At 69.6% G+C, this 15,269-nt stretch carries 14 protein-coding genes; 7 read left to right on the top strand and 7 right to left on the bottom strand.

From position 1 onward, the window contains the following. Positions 1 to 65: 65 nt before the first annotated feature. From AB0I12_RS00595 to AB0I12_RS00575, 5 genes are all read left to right on the top strand, one after another. Positions 66 to 671, top strand: a complete 606-nt coding sequence (locus tag AB0I12_RS00595; protein WP_359922502.1) for a hypothetical protein — start codon at positions 66 to 68, stop codon at positions 669 to 671. Positions 672 to 1,034: 363 nt separating this feature from the next. Then, positions 1,035 to 1,784, top strand: coding sequence for an ABC transporter ATP-binding protein (locus tag AB0I12_RS00590; protein WP_359922500.1), 750 nt, complete (start codon positions 1,035 to 1,037; stop codon positions 1,782 to 1,784). Next, positions 1,781 to 4,441, top strand: coding sequence for an FtsX-like permease family protein (locus AB0I12_RS00585; RefSeq protein WP_359922497.1), 2,661 nt, complete (start codon positions 1,781 to 1,783; stop codon positions 4,439 to 4,441). Before AB0I12_RS00590 ends, AB0I12_RS00585 begins: the two co-directional genes overlap by 4 nt. Positions 4,442 to 4,486: 45 nt before the next feature. Further along, a complete protein-coding gene (locus AB0I12_RS00580) occupies positions 4,487 to 5,209 on the top strand; it encodes a hypothetical protein (RefSeq protein WP_359922495.1) in 723 nt (240 codons plus the stop codon). Positions 5,210 to 5,327: 118 nt separating this feature from the next. Further along, positions 5,328 to 7,106: a glycerophosphodiester phosphodiesterase family protein gene (locus AB0I12_RS00575; protein ID WP_359922492.1), complete on the top strand. Its 1,779-nt coding sequence runs from the start codon at positions 5,328 to 5,330 to the stop codon at positions 7,104 to 7,106. Here the strand turns inward: AB0I12_RS00575 and AB0I12_RS00570 are convergent. Beyond that, on the bottom strand, positions 7,103 to 8,158 hold the full coding sequence (locus AB0I12_RS00570) for a glutamate--cysteine ligase (protein ID WP_359922489.1): 1,056 nt from the start codon (positions 8,156 to 8,158) through the stop codon (positions 7,103 to 7,105). The two genes, AB0I12_RS00575 and AB0I12_RS00570, sit on opposite strands and share 4 nt — an antisense overlap. A 42-nt stretch (positions 8,159 to 8,200) precedes the next feature. Between AB0I12_RS00570 and AB0I12_RS00565 the strand changes: the two genes are divergently transcribed. Further along, positions 8,201 to 8,938 (top strand): HipA family kinase, encoded by a 738-nt coding sequence (locus AB0I12_RS00565; RefSeq protein WP_359922486.1) that lies wholly within the window; start codon positions 8,201 to 8,203, stop codon positions 8,936 to 8,938. Then, complete coding sequence (locus AB0I12_RS00560) at positions 8,935 to 9,309, top strand: DUF3037 domain-containing protein (RefSeq protein ID WP_355698294.1); 375 nt, start codon at positions 8,935 to 8,937, stop codon at positions 9,307 to 9,309. The genes AB0I12_RS00565 and AB0I12_RS00560 overlap by 4 nt, the downstream gene beginning before the upstream one ends. On the opposite strand, the gene pgm is transcribed toward AB0I12_RS00560, so the two are convergent. Genes pgm through AB0I12_RS00530 form a run of 6 tightly spaced genes read right to left on the bottom strand, consistent with a single transcriptional unit; the run spans position 9,306 to position 15,177 of the window. Continuing rightward, positions 9,306 to 10,928: a phosphoglucomutase (alpha-D-glucose-1,6-bisphosphate-dependent) gene (gene pgm, locus AB0I12_RS00555; protein WP_359922483.1), complete on the bottom strand. Its 1,623-nt coding sequence runs from the start codon at positions 10,926 to 10,928 to the stop codon at positions 9,306 to 9,308. The two genes, AB0I12_RS00560 and pgm, sit on opposite strands and share 4 nt — an antisense overlap. Before the next feature lie 23 nt (positions 10,929 to 10,951). Continuing rightward, positions 10,952 to 12,415, bottom strand: coding sequence for a fused MFS/spermidine synthase (locus AB0I12_RS00550; protein WP_359922480.1), 1,464 nt, complete (start codon positions 12,413 to 12,415; stop codon positions 10,952 to 10,954). Between the two features lie 26 nt (positions 12,416 to 12,441). Beyond that, positions 12,442 to 12,798: an MmcQ/YjbR family DNA-binding protein gene (locus AB0I12_RS00545; RefSeq protein ID WP_359922478.1), complete on the bottom strand. Its 357-nt coding sequence runs from the start codon at positions 12,796 to 12,798 to the stop codon at positions 12,442 to 12,444. A gap of 4 nt (positions 12,799 to 12,802) precedes the next feature. Continuing rightward, a complete protein-coding gene (locus tag AB0I12_RS00540; RefSeq protein WP_359922475.1) occupies positions 12,803 to 13,468 on the bottom strand; it encodes a response regulator transcription factor in 666 nt (221 codons plus the stop codon). Next, complete coding sequence (locus AB0I12_RS00535; RefSeq protein ID WP_359922472.1) at positions 13,443 to 14,642, bottom strand: histidine kinase; 1,200 nt, start codon at positions 14,640 to 14,642, stop codon at positions 13,443 to 13,445. The genes AB0I12_RS00540 and AB0I12_RS00535 overlap by 26 nt, the downstream gene beginning before the upstream one ends. Positions 14,643 to 14,655: 13 nt before the next feature. Next, entirely contained in the window at positions 14,656 to 15,177 is a 522-nt protein-coding gene (locus tag AB0I12_RS00530) for a hypothetical protein (RefSeq protein WP_359922470.1), read from the bottom strand. Between the last annotated feature and the right edge of the window lie 92 nt (positions 15,178 to 15,269).

Raw genomic sequence — 15,269 nt, 5'->3', positions numbered from 1 at the left:
GTCGAGCCTACTGACTGCGCCGGGTCGGCATGCGGCGCTGCACGGCGTCAGGCACCATGGAGGCCGTGAGCACCCCCAACCCGCGTCGGCCGGTGATGCCCGGCAACAAGCTGTTCGAGTCGCTGCCCGGTGCCGCCGATCCGGCGACCGTCACCGAGGCCGCGCACCGGACCGCCGAGTTGCTGGTCCGCGGGGTGCGCAAGTCCGAGGACGCCGAGGTGCACGCCCGGGTCGTCAAACTGGCCGACGAGTACGGTCTCGACGAGCTCGCCGAGCTGTGGTCCGACTCCCCCGCCGACTCGCTGCCAGGGGCGCTCTGGCGGCTGTACGTGCTGCGGTCCTGGGTGCACTCGAACGCCGAGGCGGTGTCCCGCGAGTTCGCCACCGGCCGTAAGTACGCCGAGGTGCACGCGGTCGTCGCCGGCGTCGCCGAGCCGCCCGGCCCCGCCGAGGTGCGGGACATGGTGGACGCCGTACTGCGCGGTGTCGCAACCGGTGACTTCGCGACCACGCTGGATCGCGCGGCGGCGTTCGCGCGGATCGTGGCGACCGGACGCGCCCATCTCGCCGACGACGGCCACGACCAGGTGCTGTCCGCGTCGAAATTGGTCGAGACCGCTGACCAACTGCAGACCGCGGCGCGCGCCGAACGCGCCGGGACCCTCTGGTAGTTGCATGCGGCGCCGACGGGTGTTATAACGTCTCGCCGCCCGGATTCCCAACAGGACAAGGGGTTTGGGCACCCGCTACACTGTTCGAGGTGTCGGGCCGGCGCAAGCCCCGGGTCCCAAAATAAGCCGCTACGAGCGGCCACGCGCCGTGAGGCGCTTCCCGGTCCGGCACCCTCTTCTCTCCGCCGTCGCGTTGCCTGAGGCAACGACATGTCCTCCGGTCGCCGGTGGCACCCCGCAACCCGCCGCGTCCCGGCTCAGGGATCGATCGGGGACACCCCCCTGTCGGGATCGCCCGATCGAGGTCAGACTCGAAGGAGACAACCGAACAGGCTGGGGGCCGTTGGATCGCCGGGAGGGGCGATGGTCGGCATGGTGGGGACCGCAACGGAAGTTGTACACGCACAGGACGTCGTACGGGTGTACGGCGAGGGGGACACGGCCGTCGAGGCGCTGCGCGGAGTGGGCGTCCTGATCGAGCCCGGGCAGCTCACGGCGGTGATGGGACCGTCCGGATCGGGCAAGTCGACGCTGATGCACATCCTGGCCGGGCTGGACCGCCCGACCTCGGGCTCGGTGCGGATCGACGGCATCGAGATCACCACGCTCGGTGACGACGCGCTCACCAAGCTTCGCCGGCAGCACATCGGCTTCATCTTCCAGTTCTTCAACCTGCTGCCGATGCTGAGCGCCCGCGACAACGTGTTGCTGCCGCTGACGATCGCCGGCACGAAGCCGGATCCGCAGTACTTCGACGACCTGATCGAGCGCGTCGGTCTCACCGACCGTCTCGACCACCGGCCGGCCGAACTGTCCGGCGGCCAGCAGCAGCGGGTCGCGATCGCGCGGGCGCTGGTGTCCCGGCCGACCGTGGTGTTCGCCGACGAGCCGACCGGCAACCTCGACTCCCGGACCAGCGGCGAGATCCTCACGCTGATGCGCTCCTCGGTCGAGGAGTACGGCCAGACGCTGGTGATGGTGACCCACGACGCCCGGGCGGCTGCGCTGGCGGACCGGGTGCTCTACTTGGCCGACGGGACGATCGTGAAGGAGACCGGCCGGACCAGCCAGCACGAGATCCTGCAGATCATCGACACGCTGGACCTGCAGTGATCAGGTTCGCGCTGCAGGGGCTGCTGGCCCGCAAGCTCCGGACGGCGCTGACCGCGATCGGCGTCGTGCTCGGCGTGGCGCTGATCTCGGGCACGTACGTCCTGACCGACTCGATCACGTCGGCGTTCGACTCGATCTTCACCGAGAACTACAAGAACACCGACGCCGCGATCACCGGGAAGACCGCGTTCGAGGCGGCCGACGACGGCACCGTCGTCACCGCGCCGCCGTTCCAGGCCGGGCTGCTGGACAAGGTCCGCGAGCTGCCCGAGGTCGGCGCGGCGGGCGGCGCGGTCAACGGTGAGGCGCAGCTGATCGGCAAGGACGGCAAGGTCATCGTGTTCGGCGGCGCGCCGAACATCGGCTTCAGCGTGGATCCCGCGCAACCGCAGTTCAACTCGCTGAGCCTGGTGTCGGGTGCGTGGCCGGCCGCCGGCCAGGTCGTGGTCGACACCCAGACCGCGAAGAAGAAGGGACTCGCGACCGGCGACATGGTCGGCGTCCAGGCCCGCGGCGCGGCGCAGCAGATGCGGATCACCGGGCTGGTCGAGTTCGGTGCGGTGTCGTCGATCGGCGGCGCCACGCTGGCCGGGTTCGACCTCGGTACCGCGCAGCGCCTGTTCGGCAAGACCGGCAAGCTCGACCAGATCCTGATCGCGGCCAAGTCCGGCGTCACGCCGCAGCAGCTGGTGGACGCCGTACGGCCGATCCTTCCCGAGGCCACCCAGGTCCGGACCGCCGACGAGCAGGCCGCGGAGGATGCGGCCGGGACGACGACGTTCCTCAACTTCCTGAGGACGTTCCTGCTCGTGTTCGCCGCGATCGCGCTGTTCGTCGGGTCGTTCGTGATCGCGAACTCGCTGGCCATCACGATCGCCCAGCGCACCCGCGAGTTCGCCACGCTCCGGACGCTCGGCGCCTCCCGGCGGCAGGTCCTCGGCTCGGTGGTGCTCGAAGCCTTCGTCACCGGTCTGGTCTCGGCGATCGTCGGCCTGTTCCTCGGGCTCGCGATCGCGACCGGGCTGTTCAAGCTGTTCGACGCGATCGGGTTCACGCTGCCCAACGACGGGCTGGTCTTCCAGACCCGGACGATCGTGGTCGCGCTGCTCGTCGGCGTCGTGGTGACGACCGTGGCGAGCCTGCGCCCGGCGTGGCGGGCGACCCGGGTGCCGCCGATCGCGGCGGTCCGCGAGGGTGCGGTCCTCGCTCCCGGGCGGCTGCACCGCTACCGTCCGGTCGGCGCAGCGCTGCTCGCGGCCGCCGGTATCGCCTGCGTCCTCGTCGGACTGTTCGCGGACGGGCTGAAGACGAGCACGCTGTTGTCGCTGCTCGGCGCGGGCGTTCTGCTGCTGTTCATCGGGATCGCCGCGTTCTCCCCGCGGCTCATCCGCCCGCTGGCCGCGGTCTCGGATCCGGTGGCGCGCTGGGCGGTCGTCGTACTGACCGCTCTGATCTGGCCGATCGTGCTGGTCCCGATCTGGGCGCTCCGACGGCTGTTCGGCGGGCATCCCGAGTTCCCGCGCATCCTGCCGGACGGGCCGGCGGTCGCGATCGGCGGCCAGAACAGCCGCCGCGATCCGCACCGGACCGCGTCGACCGCTGCCGCTCTGATGATCGGTCTCGCGCTGGTCACGCTGGTCGCGACCTTGGGCGCCGGGCTGATCAAACCGTTCGAGGACGCGGTCGACCGGATCTCCAGCTCCGACTACGCGATCACCGCGCAGAACAACTTCAGTCCGCTGCCGCCGGCGGTGGCCGAGAAGGCGGCGGAGGTGCCGACGGTCCAGGAGGTGACGAGCGTCCGCGGCGGCCAGGCGCAGGCGTTCGGCAAGACGATCTCGATCACCGCGATCGACCGGACCGCACCGCAGCTACTCAGCTTCGACTGGCAAGCGGGCTCCCAGGCTTCGCTGGCCGAGTTGGAACCCGACGGCGCGATCGTCGACGCCGACTACGCCAAGCAGCACGGGCTGGGGCTGGGATCGGCGCTCACCTTGCAGATGGTGACCGGAAAGCAGCTGCAGTTCCAGGTGCGCGGCATCTTCAAGCCGCCGGCGGGTGGTTCGCCGTTCGGCAACGTGACGATCTCGACGGCCACCTTCGACTCCGCCACGCCGCAGCCGCAGAACATCTACACCTTCCTCACCATGCAAGGCGGGGTGACTCCGCAGAACACCGCCACGTTGAACGCGGCGATGAGCGCGTTCCCGAACGCCAAGGCGGTGACCATCGAGCAGTTCAAGGACGCGCAGACCGACAGCATCAAGAGCCTGCTCAACGTGCTCTACGTGCTGCTGGCGCTGTCCGTCGTGGTCAGCCTGTTCGGCATCGTGAACACCCTGGTCCTGACCGTGTTCGAGCGGACCCGTGAACTCGGCATGCTGCGGGCGATCGGGTTGACCCGAGGACAGGTGAAACGGATGATCCGCCAGGAGAGCGTGATCACGGCGCTGATCGGCGCGGTGATCGGTATCGTCCTGGGACTGGTGCTGGCCTCGCTGCTCGCGGCCCGGCTCGACGAGATCTCCTTCACCGTGCCGGCCGGCCAACTGGTGATCTTCGCCGTCCTCTCGGTCGTCGTCGGCATCTTCGCCGCCATTTGGCCGGCCCGGCGCGCGGCGCGGCTCAATCCCCTGGAGGCGCTGCAGTACGAGTAGTTCTACGCACGTCTGTAACCCTTTGCGCTGTTAGCTTCGCTGAGTGTGAAGCGGATTGGCGTTGTCGGGATGGTTGTCGTGCTCGCCGGGTGTTCGACGGTCGAGTCGAAAGACATCCGGACCAGCGCCATCACGGCGAACTACGTCGTCACGCTGCCGGAGACGGCCGAGGTTGCGCAGGTGAGCGCGTCGTACCGGGTCGGCACCCTGACGTTCGTCGAGCTCGGCGACGGCGAGTCGGTCAGGTCGTCCGGCGGCGGCAAGGCGGTCGAGCTCGAGCGTCACCACACCCCCGGCGTCACCGACTACACCGGTCAGCTCGACGGCGTGGTCCAGGCAGGTACGGAGATCACCTTCGGCCTCACCCGCGGCAAGGGCGACGACTCCGCGCCGAGGTCGACGGTGAAGCTCCCCGAACGCGTCCGCCTCACCGCTCCCCTGGCCGGCACGACGTACTCCCGCCGCGCCGCGATCCCGGTCCGCATCGCCACCGGCCCGTCCGACCTCCCGTCGATCCTCACCTGGACCGGCGACTGCATCCAGCCCGACAGCCTCGAACTCGAGCCCGGCCGCACGTCTGCCACCATCCCGCCCGGCTCCCTCCGCCCGTCCCTCGCTACTCCCACCCCCGGCGTCAAGCCACCCACGAGCTGCCCCGTCAACCTCACCCTCACCCGCCGCGCCGAAGGCACCCTCGACAACTCCTTCAAGAACGGCCACATCACCGCCGAAACTCAGTCAGCACGCCGCATCACCTCTACGCCGTAGGCACACCAGAGCGTTACCGGTGGGCTACTTTTCGGCTACTTTCGCGAGGACGTGGGTATGCCTGTGGCAGACAGCCTCAGGGACGTCCCGCCCATGACCCCTCCGGAAGGAACCCCTCATGCGCCGCCTTCCCCGCGCACTACTCCCGTGCGCGCTGATCGCCGGACTGCTGCTGCCGGCCGCCCCGGCCGCTGCTGCTCGTGGTGAGTTCGACATCCAGGCCCACCGCGGTGGGCTCGGGTTGACCGTGGAGAGCACGATCGCGTCGTTCTCGCACGGGCTGCAGCTCGGTGTCAGCACGCTGGAGCTCGACGTGCAGATCACCCAGGACGGGTACGCCGTGGTGACCCACGACCGCAAGGTCGACGGCAAGAAGTGCCGTGACACCGCGCCGTACACGCCGGGCGACCCCGAGTTCCCGTATGTCGGCAAGTTCGTGAACACGCTCTCGCTGGACCAGGTGAAGCAGCTCGACTGCGGCTCGCAGACGCTGCCGAACTTCCCGGGGCAGCAGCCCGACCCGGGTGCCCGGATGCCGGAGCTGCGGGACGTGTTCGCGCTCGTGCACCGCTACCACGCGTACGGCGTCAAGCTGAACGTCGAGACCAAGGTCGAGGCCGGAGCACCGTCCGAGACCGCGCCGCGCGAGCAGTTCGTCCAGGTGGTCGCCAGTGAGATCCGGAAGGCGAACATCGCGCGCCAGGTGACGATCCAGAGCTTCGACTGGGGTTCGCTGATGCGGATGCGCGAGGTGATGCCGCAGCTGCCACTGGTCGCGCTCGACAACTACAACTTCCTGCAGGTCGGCCAGCCCGGGAAGTCGCCGTGGCTGGGCGGTATCGACATCGACGACTTCGGCGGCGACCCGATCAAGGCGGTGAAGTCGTTCGGCGCGTCGGCGATCTCACCGGTCGACGGTTTCCCGCAGGGCGGCAAGATCTCCGACCCGGCGTTCCGTCCGTACTTCACCAAGGCCACGGTGGACGCCGCGCACCAGGCCGGGCTCAAGGTGATTCCGTGGACCGTGGACGACCCGGCCACGATCCAGTGGTTCGTCGACCAAGGCGTCGACGGGATCATCAGCGACTACCCGGACCGGGTGCGTGACGTCGCCCGGGCCAACCACTTGAAGCTGCCGAAGTCGTACGACGCCCCGGCCGTCGAGGCGCTGCCGTCGGCGCACGCGCACAACGACTACGACCACCGCCGGCCGTTGCAGGACGCGCTCGACCGTGGCTTCAACAGCGTCGAGGCGGACGTCTGGCTGATCGACGGCGAACTGCGGGTCGCCCACGACCTGGAAGACGCGCAGCCCGGCCGCACCTTGGAGAGCCTGTACTTGAAGCCGCTGGCGGACCGGGTCCGCGAGAACCACGGCCAGGTCTACAAGCACGGCGGCGGGTTCCAGTTGCTGATCGACATCAAGAGCGACGGACCGTCGACGTACGCCGCGGTGGACAAGGCGCTGGCGCAGTACCGCGGGATCAGCACGATCTTCGTCGACGGACGCGTGTTCAAGGGCGCTGTCACCTCGGTGATCAGCGGCAACCGCCCGCTGGACGCCATGAAGGCGCAGAAGATCCGCTACGCCGGGTACGACGGGCGCCTCGGCGACCTGCAATCCGGTATGCCGGCGTCGCTGATGCCGCTCGTCAGCGACAACTGGACGAACGTCTTCACCTGGCAGGGCGTCGGTCCGATGCCGGAGAGCGAGAAGACCAAGCTGCACGACATCGTGGTGACGGCCCACCACGCCGGGTACAAGGTCCGCTTCTGGGCGACCCCCGACGTACCGGGCGCCGCCCGCGCGGCTCTGTGGCGCGAACTGGTCGCCGCTGACGTCGACTACGTCAACACCGACGACCTGCACGGCCTGGAGGACTTCTTGCGCGGCTAGGGCTTGACTTCCGTGAGGGCGACGAAGTCCTCGCCCTCACGGAGGGCCCTGCGCTGCTTGACGGCACCGTTGCCGTCGGTCAGCGCACGCTGGATCCCTTCGTCGACAAGGTCGGACGCGCCGAGTTCTTGCAGCGCAGGAGCCACGTGGCGTCGCAGCCGTTCCAGGACCTGGGCCATCAGTAGCGATTCGGCCGTCAGCACGTCCAGCCCGTCGCCCGTAACACCGTCGCGCGCAGCCAGCCAGTACGCCGCACGGAGCACCTCCGGCTCCAGCGTCGGGCCTCGGCCGCCGTCCTCGAGCGCGATCATCACCACAGCTCGGACGAGCGTCGCCAGCAGCACGGTCTCGTCCACCGTGAGCGGGACGTCGCTCACCCGCACCTCGACCGTCGGCAGGTGCGTCGACGGGCGGATGTCCCAGTAGACCATCTGCTCGTCCATCAGCGTCCCGGCCGCCATGTGCATGGCCACCAAGGCCTCGTAGTGCTCCAACGACTCCAGGTACGGCGGCGGACCGGAGCAGGGCCAGCGTGTGGTCATCAGCCACCGCCAGCTCGCGAAGCCGGTGTCCTGGCCGAGGTAGATCGGTGAGTTCGCGGTCAGGGCGAGCAGCGCCGGCAGCCACGGACGGATGTGATTGCTGACGCGGACAGCTGTCTCTTTATCCGATACGTCGACATGGACATGACAACCGCAGACACCTTGCTCCCGTGCCAGCAGGCCCCACCGCTGCGCCAGTTCCTGGTAGCGCCGCTTCTTGGTGATCGACTGGGCCGCCCGGCCGTGCGGCGGTACGGCGATGGCCAGCAGCCGCCCGCCCTCGTCCGCGGCCGCCAGCGCGAGCTTGGCGCGCATGCCCGACAACGCGGCCCGCAACTCGGCGGCCGACTCGCAGACCGGGGTGTTGATCTCGACCATGGCCCGGGTGAGTTCGAGGGCGACGTCGAGATCCTGCACGTCCGCGACGACGGCCTTGCTCCGCGGCAGCGGGTCGCCGGTCGCGGACACGAGGAGTAACTCTTCCTCGACCCCGAAGGACGGTTGTTTCACCCTGCACCAGTACCCGATCGTCAACCAGTTAGGCTCTCGGTCGTGAGTCTGCCAGTTGTCACCGCAACCCGCTACGTGTTGCCGCTGCGGGAGGGAGGATCGCTGCCCGGTGTTGTCGAGGGCAACGATCTCGGGACGTACGTGATCAAGTTCCACGGCGCCGGCCAGGGCCCGAAGGCGCTCGTCGCCGAGGTGATCGTCGGCGAGCTGTTCCGCCGGCTCGGCCTGCGGGTCCCGGAGCTGAAGCTGATCGAGCTCGACCCGGCGATCGGCAAGTCCGAGCCGGACTTCGAGATCCAGGAACTGCTGATCCGCAGCGCCGGGCTGAACCTCGCCGTCGACTTCCTGCCCGGCTCCTTCGGGTACGACGGATCGGCCGGCAACCCGGGTGACGAGGCGATGGCGCGGATCCTGTGGCTGGACGCGTTCGTGGCCAACGTGGACCGGTCGTGGCGGAACACGAACATGCTCGTGTGGCACAAGAACCTGTGGCTGATCGACCACGGGGCCGCTCTGTACTTCCACCACTCGTGGATGCCGGCCGAGAAGTTCGCCTCCTTGCCGTACGACGCCAACGACCACGTGTTCTCGGTCGCCGTACCAGGGGTGGCCAAGGTGGACGCCGAGCTGGTCGCGGCGATCACCCCAGACCTGTTGACCGAGGTGATCGCGCTGGTGCCCGACGAGTGGCTCGAGGACGGCGACCGGGAGCGGTACCTCGGTCATCTGCTCGCGCGGTTGGCGAACCGGCCCGCCTGGGTGCCGGGAGGTGCGCGGTGAAGCCTTTCGACTACGTCATTCTGCGGGCGGCGCCGCGTATTCAGCGCGGTGAGTTCATCAACGTCGGCGCGGTGCTGTACTGCCGGGCGCTGGACTATCTGGGCGCCGCGTGGGATGTGAATCCGGAGCGCCTGAAGGCCCTGGACCCAGCCGTCGACGTTGACGTGGTGTGTGCGTCGTTGGATCAGGTTCGGGCGATCTGCGCCGGCGAAGCGGGCGGAGGCCCGGCTGCTGCTACCTCGATCGGCGAGCGGTTCCGGTGGTTGGCTGCGCCTCGCAGCACCGTCGTGCATCCCGGACCGATCCACAGCGGGCTCACCGACGACCCCGCCGCGGATCTGGAACGGCTGCTGGACTCCTTCGTGCGTTAGCCCAGCGCCTTGGACACCACGTCACGTGCCTGCGTGAACACCTCGTCCAGGTGCTCTGCGCCCTTGAACGACTCGCCGTAGATCTTGTAGAGGTCCTCGGTCCCCGACGGGCGCGCAGCGAACCAGGCCGACTCGGTGGTGACCTTCAGCCCGCCGATCGCGGCGCCGTTACCAGGCGCGTGCGTCAGGCGGTCCACGATCGGCTCGCCCGCCAGCTCGGTCGCGGTGACCGCGTCGGGCGACAGAGCGGCCAGCTTGGCCTTCTGCTCGCGTGTGGCCGGCGCGTCCACCCGTGAGTACGCCGATGCGCCGAACCGCTCGACCAGCTTGGCGTGGGCCACTGACGGCGTCTCACCGGTCACAGCGGTGATCTCGCTCGCCAGCAGCGCCAGCAGGATCCCGTCCTTGTCAGTGGTCCACACTGTGCCGTCGAAGCGCAGGAAGCTCGCCCCGGCCGACTCCTCACCGCCGAAGCCGACAGAGCCGTCAACAAGACCCGGCACGAACCACTTGAAGCCGACAGGGACCTCCCAGAGCCGGCGCCCCAAGTCGCCCACCACGCGGTCGATCAGCGACGATGACACCAGGGTCTTGCCGACGGCGACGTCGGGACCCCACTGGCGGTTGCTGAACAGGTACGAGATCGCGACCGCCAGATAGTGGTTCGGGTTCATCAGCCCGGCGTCGGGCGTGACGATGCCGTGCCGGTCGGCGTCCGCGTCGTTCCCGGTCGCCACGTCGTACTTGTCCCGCTGCGCGACCAGCGAGGCCATGGCGTACGGCGAGGAGCAGTCCATCCGGATCTTGCCGTCGTGGTCGAGCGTCATGAACGACCAGGCCGGGTCGACCCGCGGGTTCACCACGGTCAGGTCGAGCTGGTGCCGCTCGGCGATCGCGGCCCAGTAGTCGACGCTGGCCCCGCCGAGCGGGTCGGCGCCGATCCGCACGCCGGCGTCGCGGATCGCGGCCAGGTTGAGCACCGACGGCAGGTCGTCGACGTAGTGCGCGACGAAGTCGTAGTCCCCCGCGCGCTGACGGGCCTGCTCGAACGGCGTCCGGCGGACCTCGCGGTTGCCGCCCGCGATCAGCTCGTTGGCCCGGTTCGCGATCCAGCTGGTCGCGTCGGAGTCGGCCGGCCCGCCGTGCGGCGGGTTGTACTTGATGCCGCCGTCGCGCGGCGGGTTGTGCGACGGCGTGATGACGATGCCGTCCGCGTCCGCGCCGGCGCCGCGGTTCAGCCGCAGGATCGCGTGCGACACCGCCGGCGTCGGCGTGAGCCGGTCGGCGCTGTCGACCAGCGTCTGGACGTCGTTACCGGCCAGCACCTCCAGCACCGTGCGCCAGGCAGGCTCCGACAGACCGTGGCTGTCCCGGCCGACGAGCAGCGGTCCCGTCGTGCCCTGGCCAGCTCGGTACTCGCAGACGGCCTGCGTGATCGCCAGGATGTGCGCCTCGTTGAACGCTGCGTCGAGGCTGGAGCCGCGGTGGCCCGACGTACCGAAGACGACCTTCTGGGCCGGGTTCTCCACGTCCGGGGTGAGGTCGGTGTACGCCGCCAGCATGGCGTCGACGTCGACGAGGTCCTCGGGCTGTGCCGGCTGGCCTGCGCGTGGGTGCATGACCACATGCAATCACACGACGGTCAGCCGCTGTACGGCGTGAGCAACTGGTCGACCGGCGCGTAGTCGTCGGTCAGCACCGGCGCGTCCCCGACGAAGCCGTCCGGCCGGTCGAGGACGTCCAGCGAGGGCCCGAGACGGCGCTCGATCGCCGCGGAATCGATCGGCCGGTCGGCGGCGGCGACCACGAAGTTGCCGCCGCTGCGACCGGACAGCTCGTCCTTGCGCGCGATCACCGCGACGTACGGGAAGACCGCCTGCGCGGTCTTGATCTCGGCCTTCAGGAACTTCGCGTCGCCGTGGTCGATGACGTTCATCAGGTACAGCCCGTCCGGCCGCAGCACCCGGCGGACGTCGGAGATCACCTCGCGGGTGGTCAGGTGCCACGGCACGGACAGCCCGCTGAACGCGTCCATCAGGACCAGGTCCCGGCTGTCCGTGGTCTCGTCCCGGACGCCGAGCCGGCCGTCCTGCACCGTCACCGCGAGCTCCGGTCCGGTCCGGACGCCCAGCTCCCGCTTGTCGAGCTCCACCACGGCCGCGTCGATCTCGTACAGCTGGTGCTTGCTGCCCGGCCGCGTCGCCGTCAGGTACCGCGACATGGTCATCCCGCCTCCGCCGATGTGCAGCACGTCCAGCGGCTGCCGCTCGGCCCAGGTGCCGTTGATCGCGGCCGCGAAGCTCTTGATGTACTCGAACTCCAGGTACGTCGGGTCGTCGAGGTCGACGTACGAGTGCCGCAGCTGGTCCAGGTAGAGGGTCCGGCCGCCCTCCCGGTTCGGGTCTGCGACAACACGGGCGCAGTGGTACGCGGTCTCGACCTCACACGGGCGCGGCGCGACCAGGGTCAGGGTCGCGCCGATGACCGCCAGAGCGACCGGTTTGACCGCGGACCGCACGCCACGGAGCAGGAAGGTCAGTGCGGCACCGGCAACGACCAGTGTGGCGCCCAGCGCCAGGACGATCGTGCTGATCGGAATGGTCGCCACGAACACGAACCCGGTGAGCACGGTGCCGACGATGCCGCCGACCGTCGCGTACGCGGACAGCCTGCCGACCACGGTGCCGGTCTGGGTCAGCGTGTCCAGCCGCAGCTTGGTCACCATCGGGGTGACGGCCGACAGGAGTGCTGCCGGCGCGAACAGCGTCACGGCGAGCACCAGGAACACCAGGTCGTTCGCGCCGCCTCGGAGCGACTCACCGGTCCAGCGGACCACTGGGAGGACCAGCATCACCAGTGCCCCGCCGAGCAGGATGAGCGGCCCGAGCGTCCGCTGCGGCGGCACCGTGTCCGCGAACCGTCCACCGAGGGCCGCACCGGTCGCGATGGCCGCCAGTGCAACACCGATGACCGCAGTGTTCGTCTCCAGCGTCAGGCCGATGTACGGCGCGACCAGCCGGAGCGACACGAGCTCCAGCACCATGACGGCTGCGGAGCTGCCGAACGCCAGCCAGATCGCCAGCTTCTGGCCCACCGGCCCGCGCATGTCCACCACATCACCCTATAGAACGGCTACGACTCATCCAGGCGAGCGATCAGGGTCTTCGGGGCGATCTGGCGATACGCGGTCTCCACCAGGTCCTCGAAGTGGCCCCAGTCCACCTCGACGTCCAGGTAGACCCCGAGCCAGCCGCGGTGACCGACGTACGGCGGCCGGAAGAAGTGCTCCGGGTCGTCGGCGACGAGCGACTCCTGGACGCCGGGCGGCGCCGCCATCCAGACGCCGAGGCGGTCGTCGTGGTGGTGGTCGGCGTACATGACGAACGTCTTCTTGTCCCGGACGAACCACGTCGGCTCGCCGTGACTCGGTCGCTCGGTCACTTCGGGCAGTGCGAGGCACAGGCTGCGTACACGTTCCAGAACGTCCATCTGTTCAGTGTCTCGGTCCCGGGGTCACAACGCCCGACTCGTACGCGTAGACGACGGCCTGTGCGCGGTCACGGAGGTCCAGCTTGGTGAGGATGTTGCTGACGTGCGTCTTCACGGTCTGCTCGGCCAGCACCAGTTCGCCGGCGATCTGCCGGTTGGACAGTCCCCGCGCGACCAGCCGCAGTACGTCGGCCTCCCGCGGCGTCAGCCGGGCCGGTGTCGCCGGTACGACGGGTTGCGCGCGAGCGAAGTCCTCCACCAGCCGACGGGTCACGGAGGGCGCCAGCAGCGCGTCACCGGCCGCGACGACGCGTACCGCGGCGGCCAGCTCGTCCGGCGTGGAGTGCTTCAGCAGGAAGCCGCTCGCGCCGGCGCGGAGGGCGGCGTACACGTAGTCGTCCAGGTCGAACGTCGTCAGCATCACGACCCGCGGCGGCTCACCCGGTGCCGAACCGGCGAGAATGCGCTGCGTGGCGGCGAGTCCGTCCAGGACGGGCATCCGGACGTCCATCAGGATCACGTCCGGCTTCAGCTCGGCGGCCAACTCGACCGCCTGCGCGCCGTCGCCGGCCTGTCCCACCACCTCGATGTCCGGCTGTGAGTTCAGCAGCGCACCGAATCCAGCCCGCACCATCTCCTGGTCGTCAACGACCATGACCGTGATCGCCACTGGCCACCTCCTCTCCGACGGGGATCAACGCATGCACCAGATAACCGCCTTCTGGGGTCGGGCCGGCGCTCACCGTCCCGTCGAGAAGAGCCACCCGCTCACGCATACCAGTCAGCCCATGCCCACTCCCCGGCGCCGGTACGACAGGCCGCGGCGGCTTCTCGTTCTGCACCGTCACCTCCAGCTCGCCGGTACGACGCCGTACCGCCACTTGCACGGCAGCGTGTAGCGCGTGCCGCACTGCGTTGCTGAGGCCTTCCTGCACAACGCGGTACGCCGTCAGCTCGACAGCTGGATCGAAGCCGCTCGGCACCTCTCCCACCAGTTGCACGTCGGCGCCGGCGCGCCGGGTGCTCTCCACAAGCTCGGCCAGCTGGTCCAGCCCTGGCTGCGGGCCGAGCTCCCCTGCTTGCTGGACAGGTTCGCGCAGCAGCCGAAGCACCCGCCGCATCTCTGTCAGGGAAGTGCGTGCCTCATCGGCGATGCCCGTGAACTCCGCACGGACGGCGTCCGGTACGTCGGGCAACCGGTGCGGCGCACTGTCCGCCCGGACCACCACCACGGACAAGTGGTGAGCCACGACGTCATGCAGCTCGCGGGCGATCCTGGCCCGCTCCTGCAGCCGCTCGCGCTCGGCACGCTCCGCCTTGCTGATCGTCTCCTGCTCGACCAGCCGGCGGTTCGTCTCGGTGCGGGACCGCAGGAGGTCGCCGACGACCACAGCAGCTGCCGACAGCACGGCCATGGTGATCAAGCTGCTCCAGCTGCCGCGGTCCGGCGCCAGCTCGATCGCGACGATGCCCACGGCCTGAGTCGCCGCCCACCAGCCGACCAGCTCCCGCCGGCCGAGTCCACGCGCACCCGCGATCGCGAGAACGAACGAGTGCCCGAACGCCGCCGTCGTACCCCACGGCCAGGGTTCGCTCGAGGCGACCGGCGTCGTCAGCGCTGCGGTGACGGCCGTAGTGAAGAGTGAAACCACCACGGCCGGCCGCGGCCGCAGCCAAGCCAGGCCGAGCGCCAGCGCGCGTGCGATCGCCAGGGCGAACACAGCCCCGAGCGGTACGTGGTAGTGCTGCCCCAGGTCCATCACGGTCAGCACAAGCAGCGCCGCGACGCCCAGGCCGGCGACCCACGCCCAGCCGCGACGCGGCCACCCGTTCGGAATCTGCACGGTTGGACCCTACTCACAGTTGCTGCAGCCAGGACCAGAAGAAGGCCAGACTGCCCGCAGCCACCACGATAGTTGCCGGGAGCACCCACCTGCGCGATCCCTCGACCAGGAGCGTCTGCAGCGCCGCGATCCCCCGCAGCACCGCCAGGAAGACGGCGAGGCACGGCACGGCGATCAGGCCGTGCGCCGCCCACGCGCCGGCTCGCGTCGGTCCACCCCAGGTGCCTGGCTCGACCGGACCGTGTTCGACGAATCCCCAGAAGGGTCCGCGCACCACTGCGAGCACTGCCAGCGCCATCACGAACCAGCTCGCCAGCCCGAGCACAGCGGTGAGCAGTCCGTACCCGAAGGTGCGCGCATTGCCGGCGGACCGCATCCCGAGGCGACGTGCCGCGGTCTCCTCCTCGCCCACGATCGCGTCCGCCATCGCCAACACGCCGACAGGCGCGCGCAACGCGCCGTACCGCAGCGAACGAACGAAGCGCTGGATCCTGCGGGGTTCGGCGGTCGACGGGCGGGTCAGTACGTCGGTCATATCGTCATCTCCTCGGTCTCAAGTCCTGAGATCGAGGCTAGGAATTCCGAGCGGTCGGCACCTCCCGCCGCGGAACCGACCCGGGACCAGTA

The sequence above is a fragment of the Kribbella sp. NPDC050459 genome, assembly GCF_040655315.1.
Lineage (GTDB): Bacteria > Actinomycetota > Actinomycetes > Propionibacteriales > Kribbellaceae > Kribbella.
This window is presented reverse-complemented; position numbering and strand designations above follow the sequence as displayed.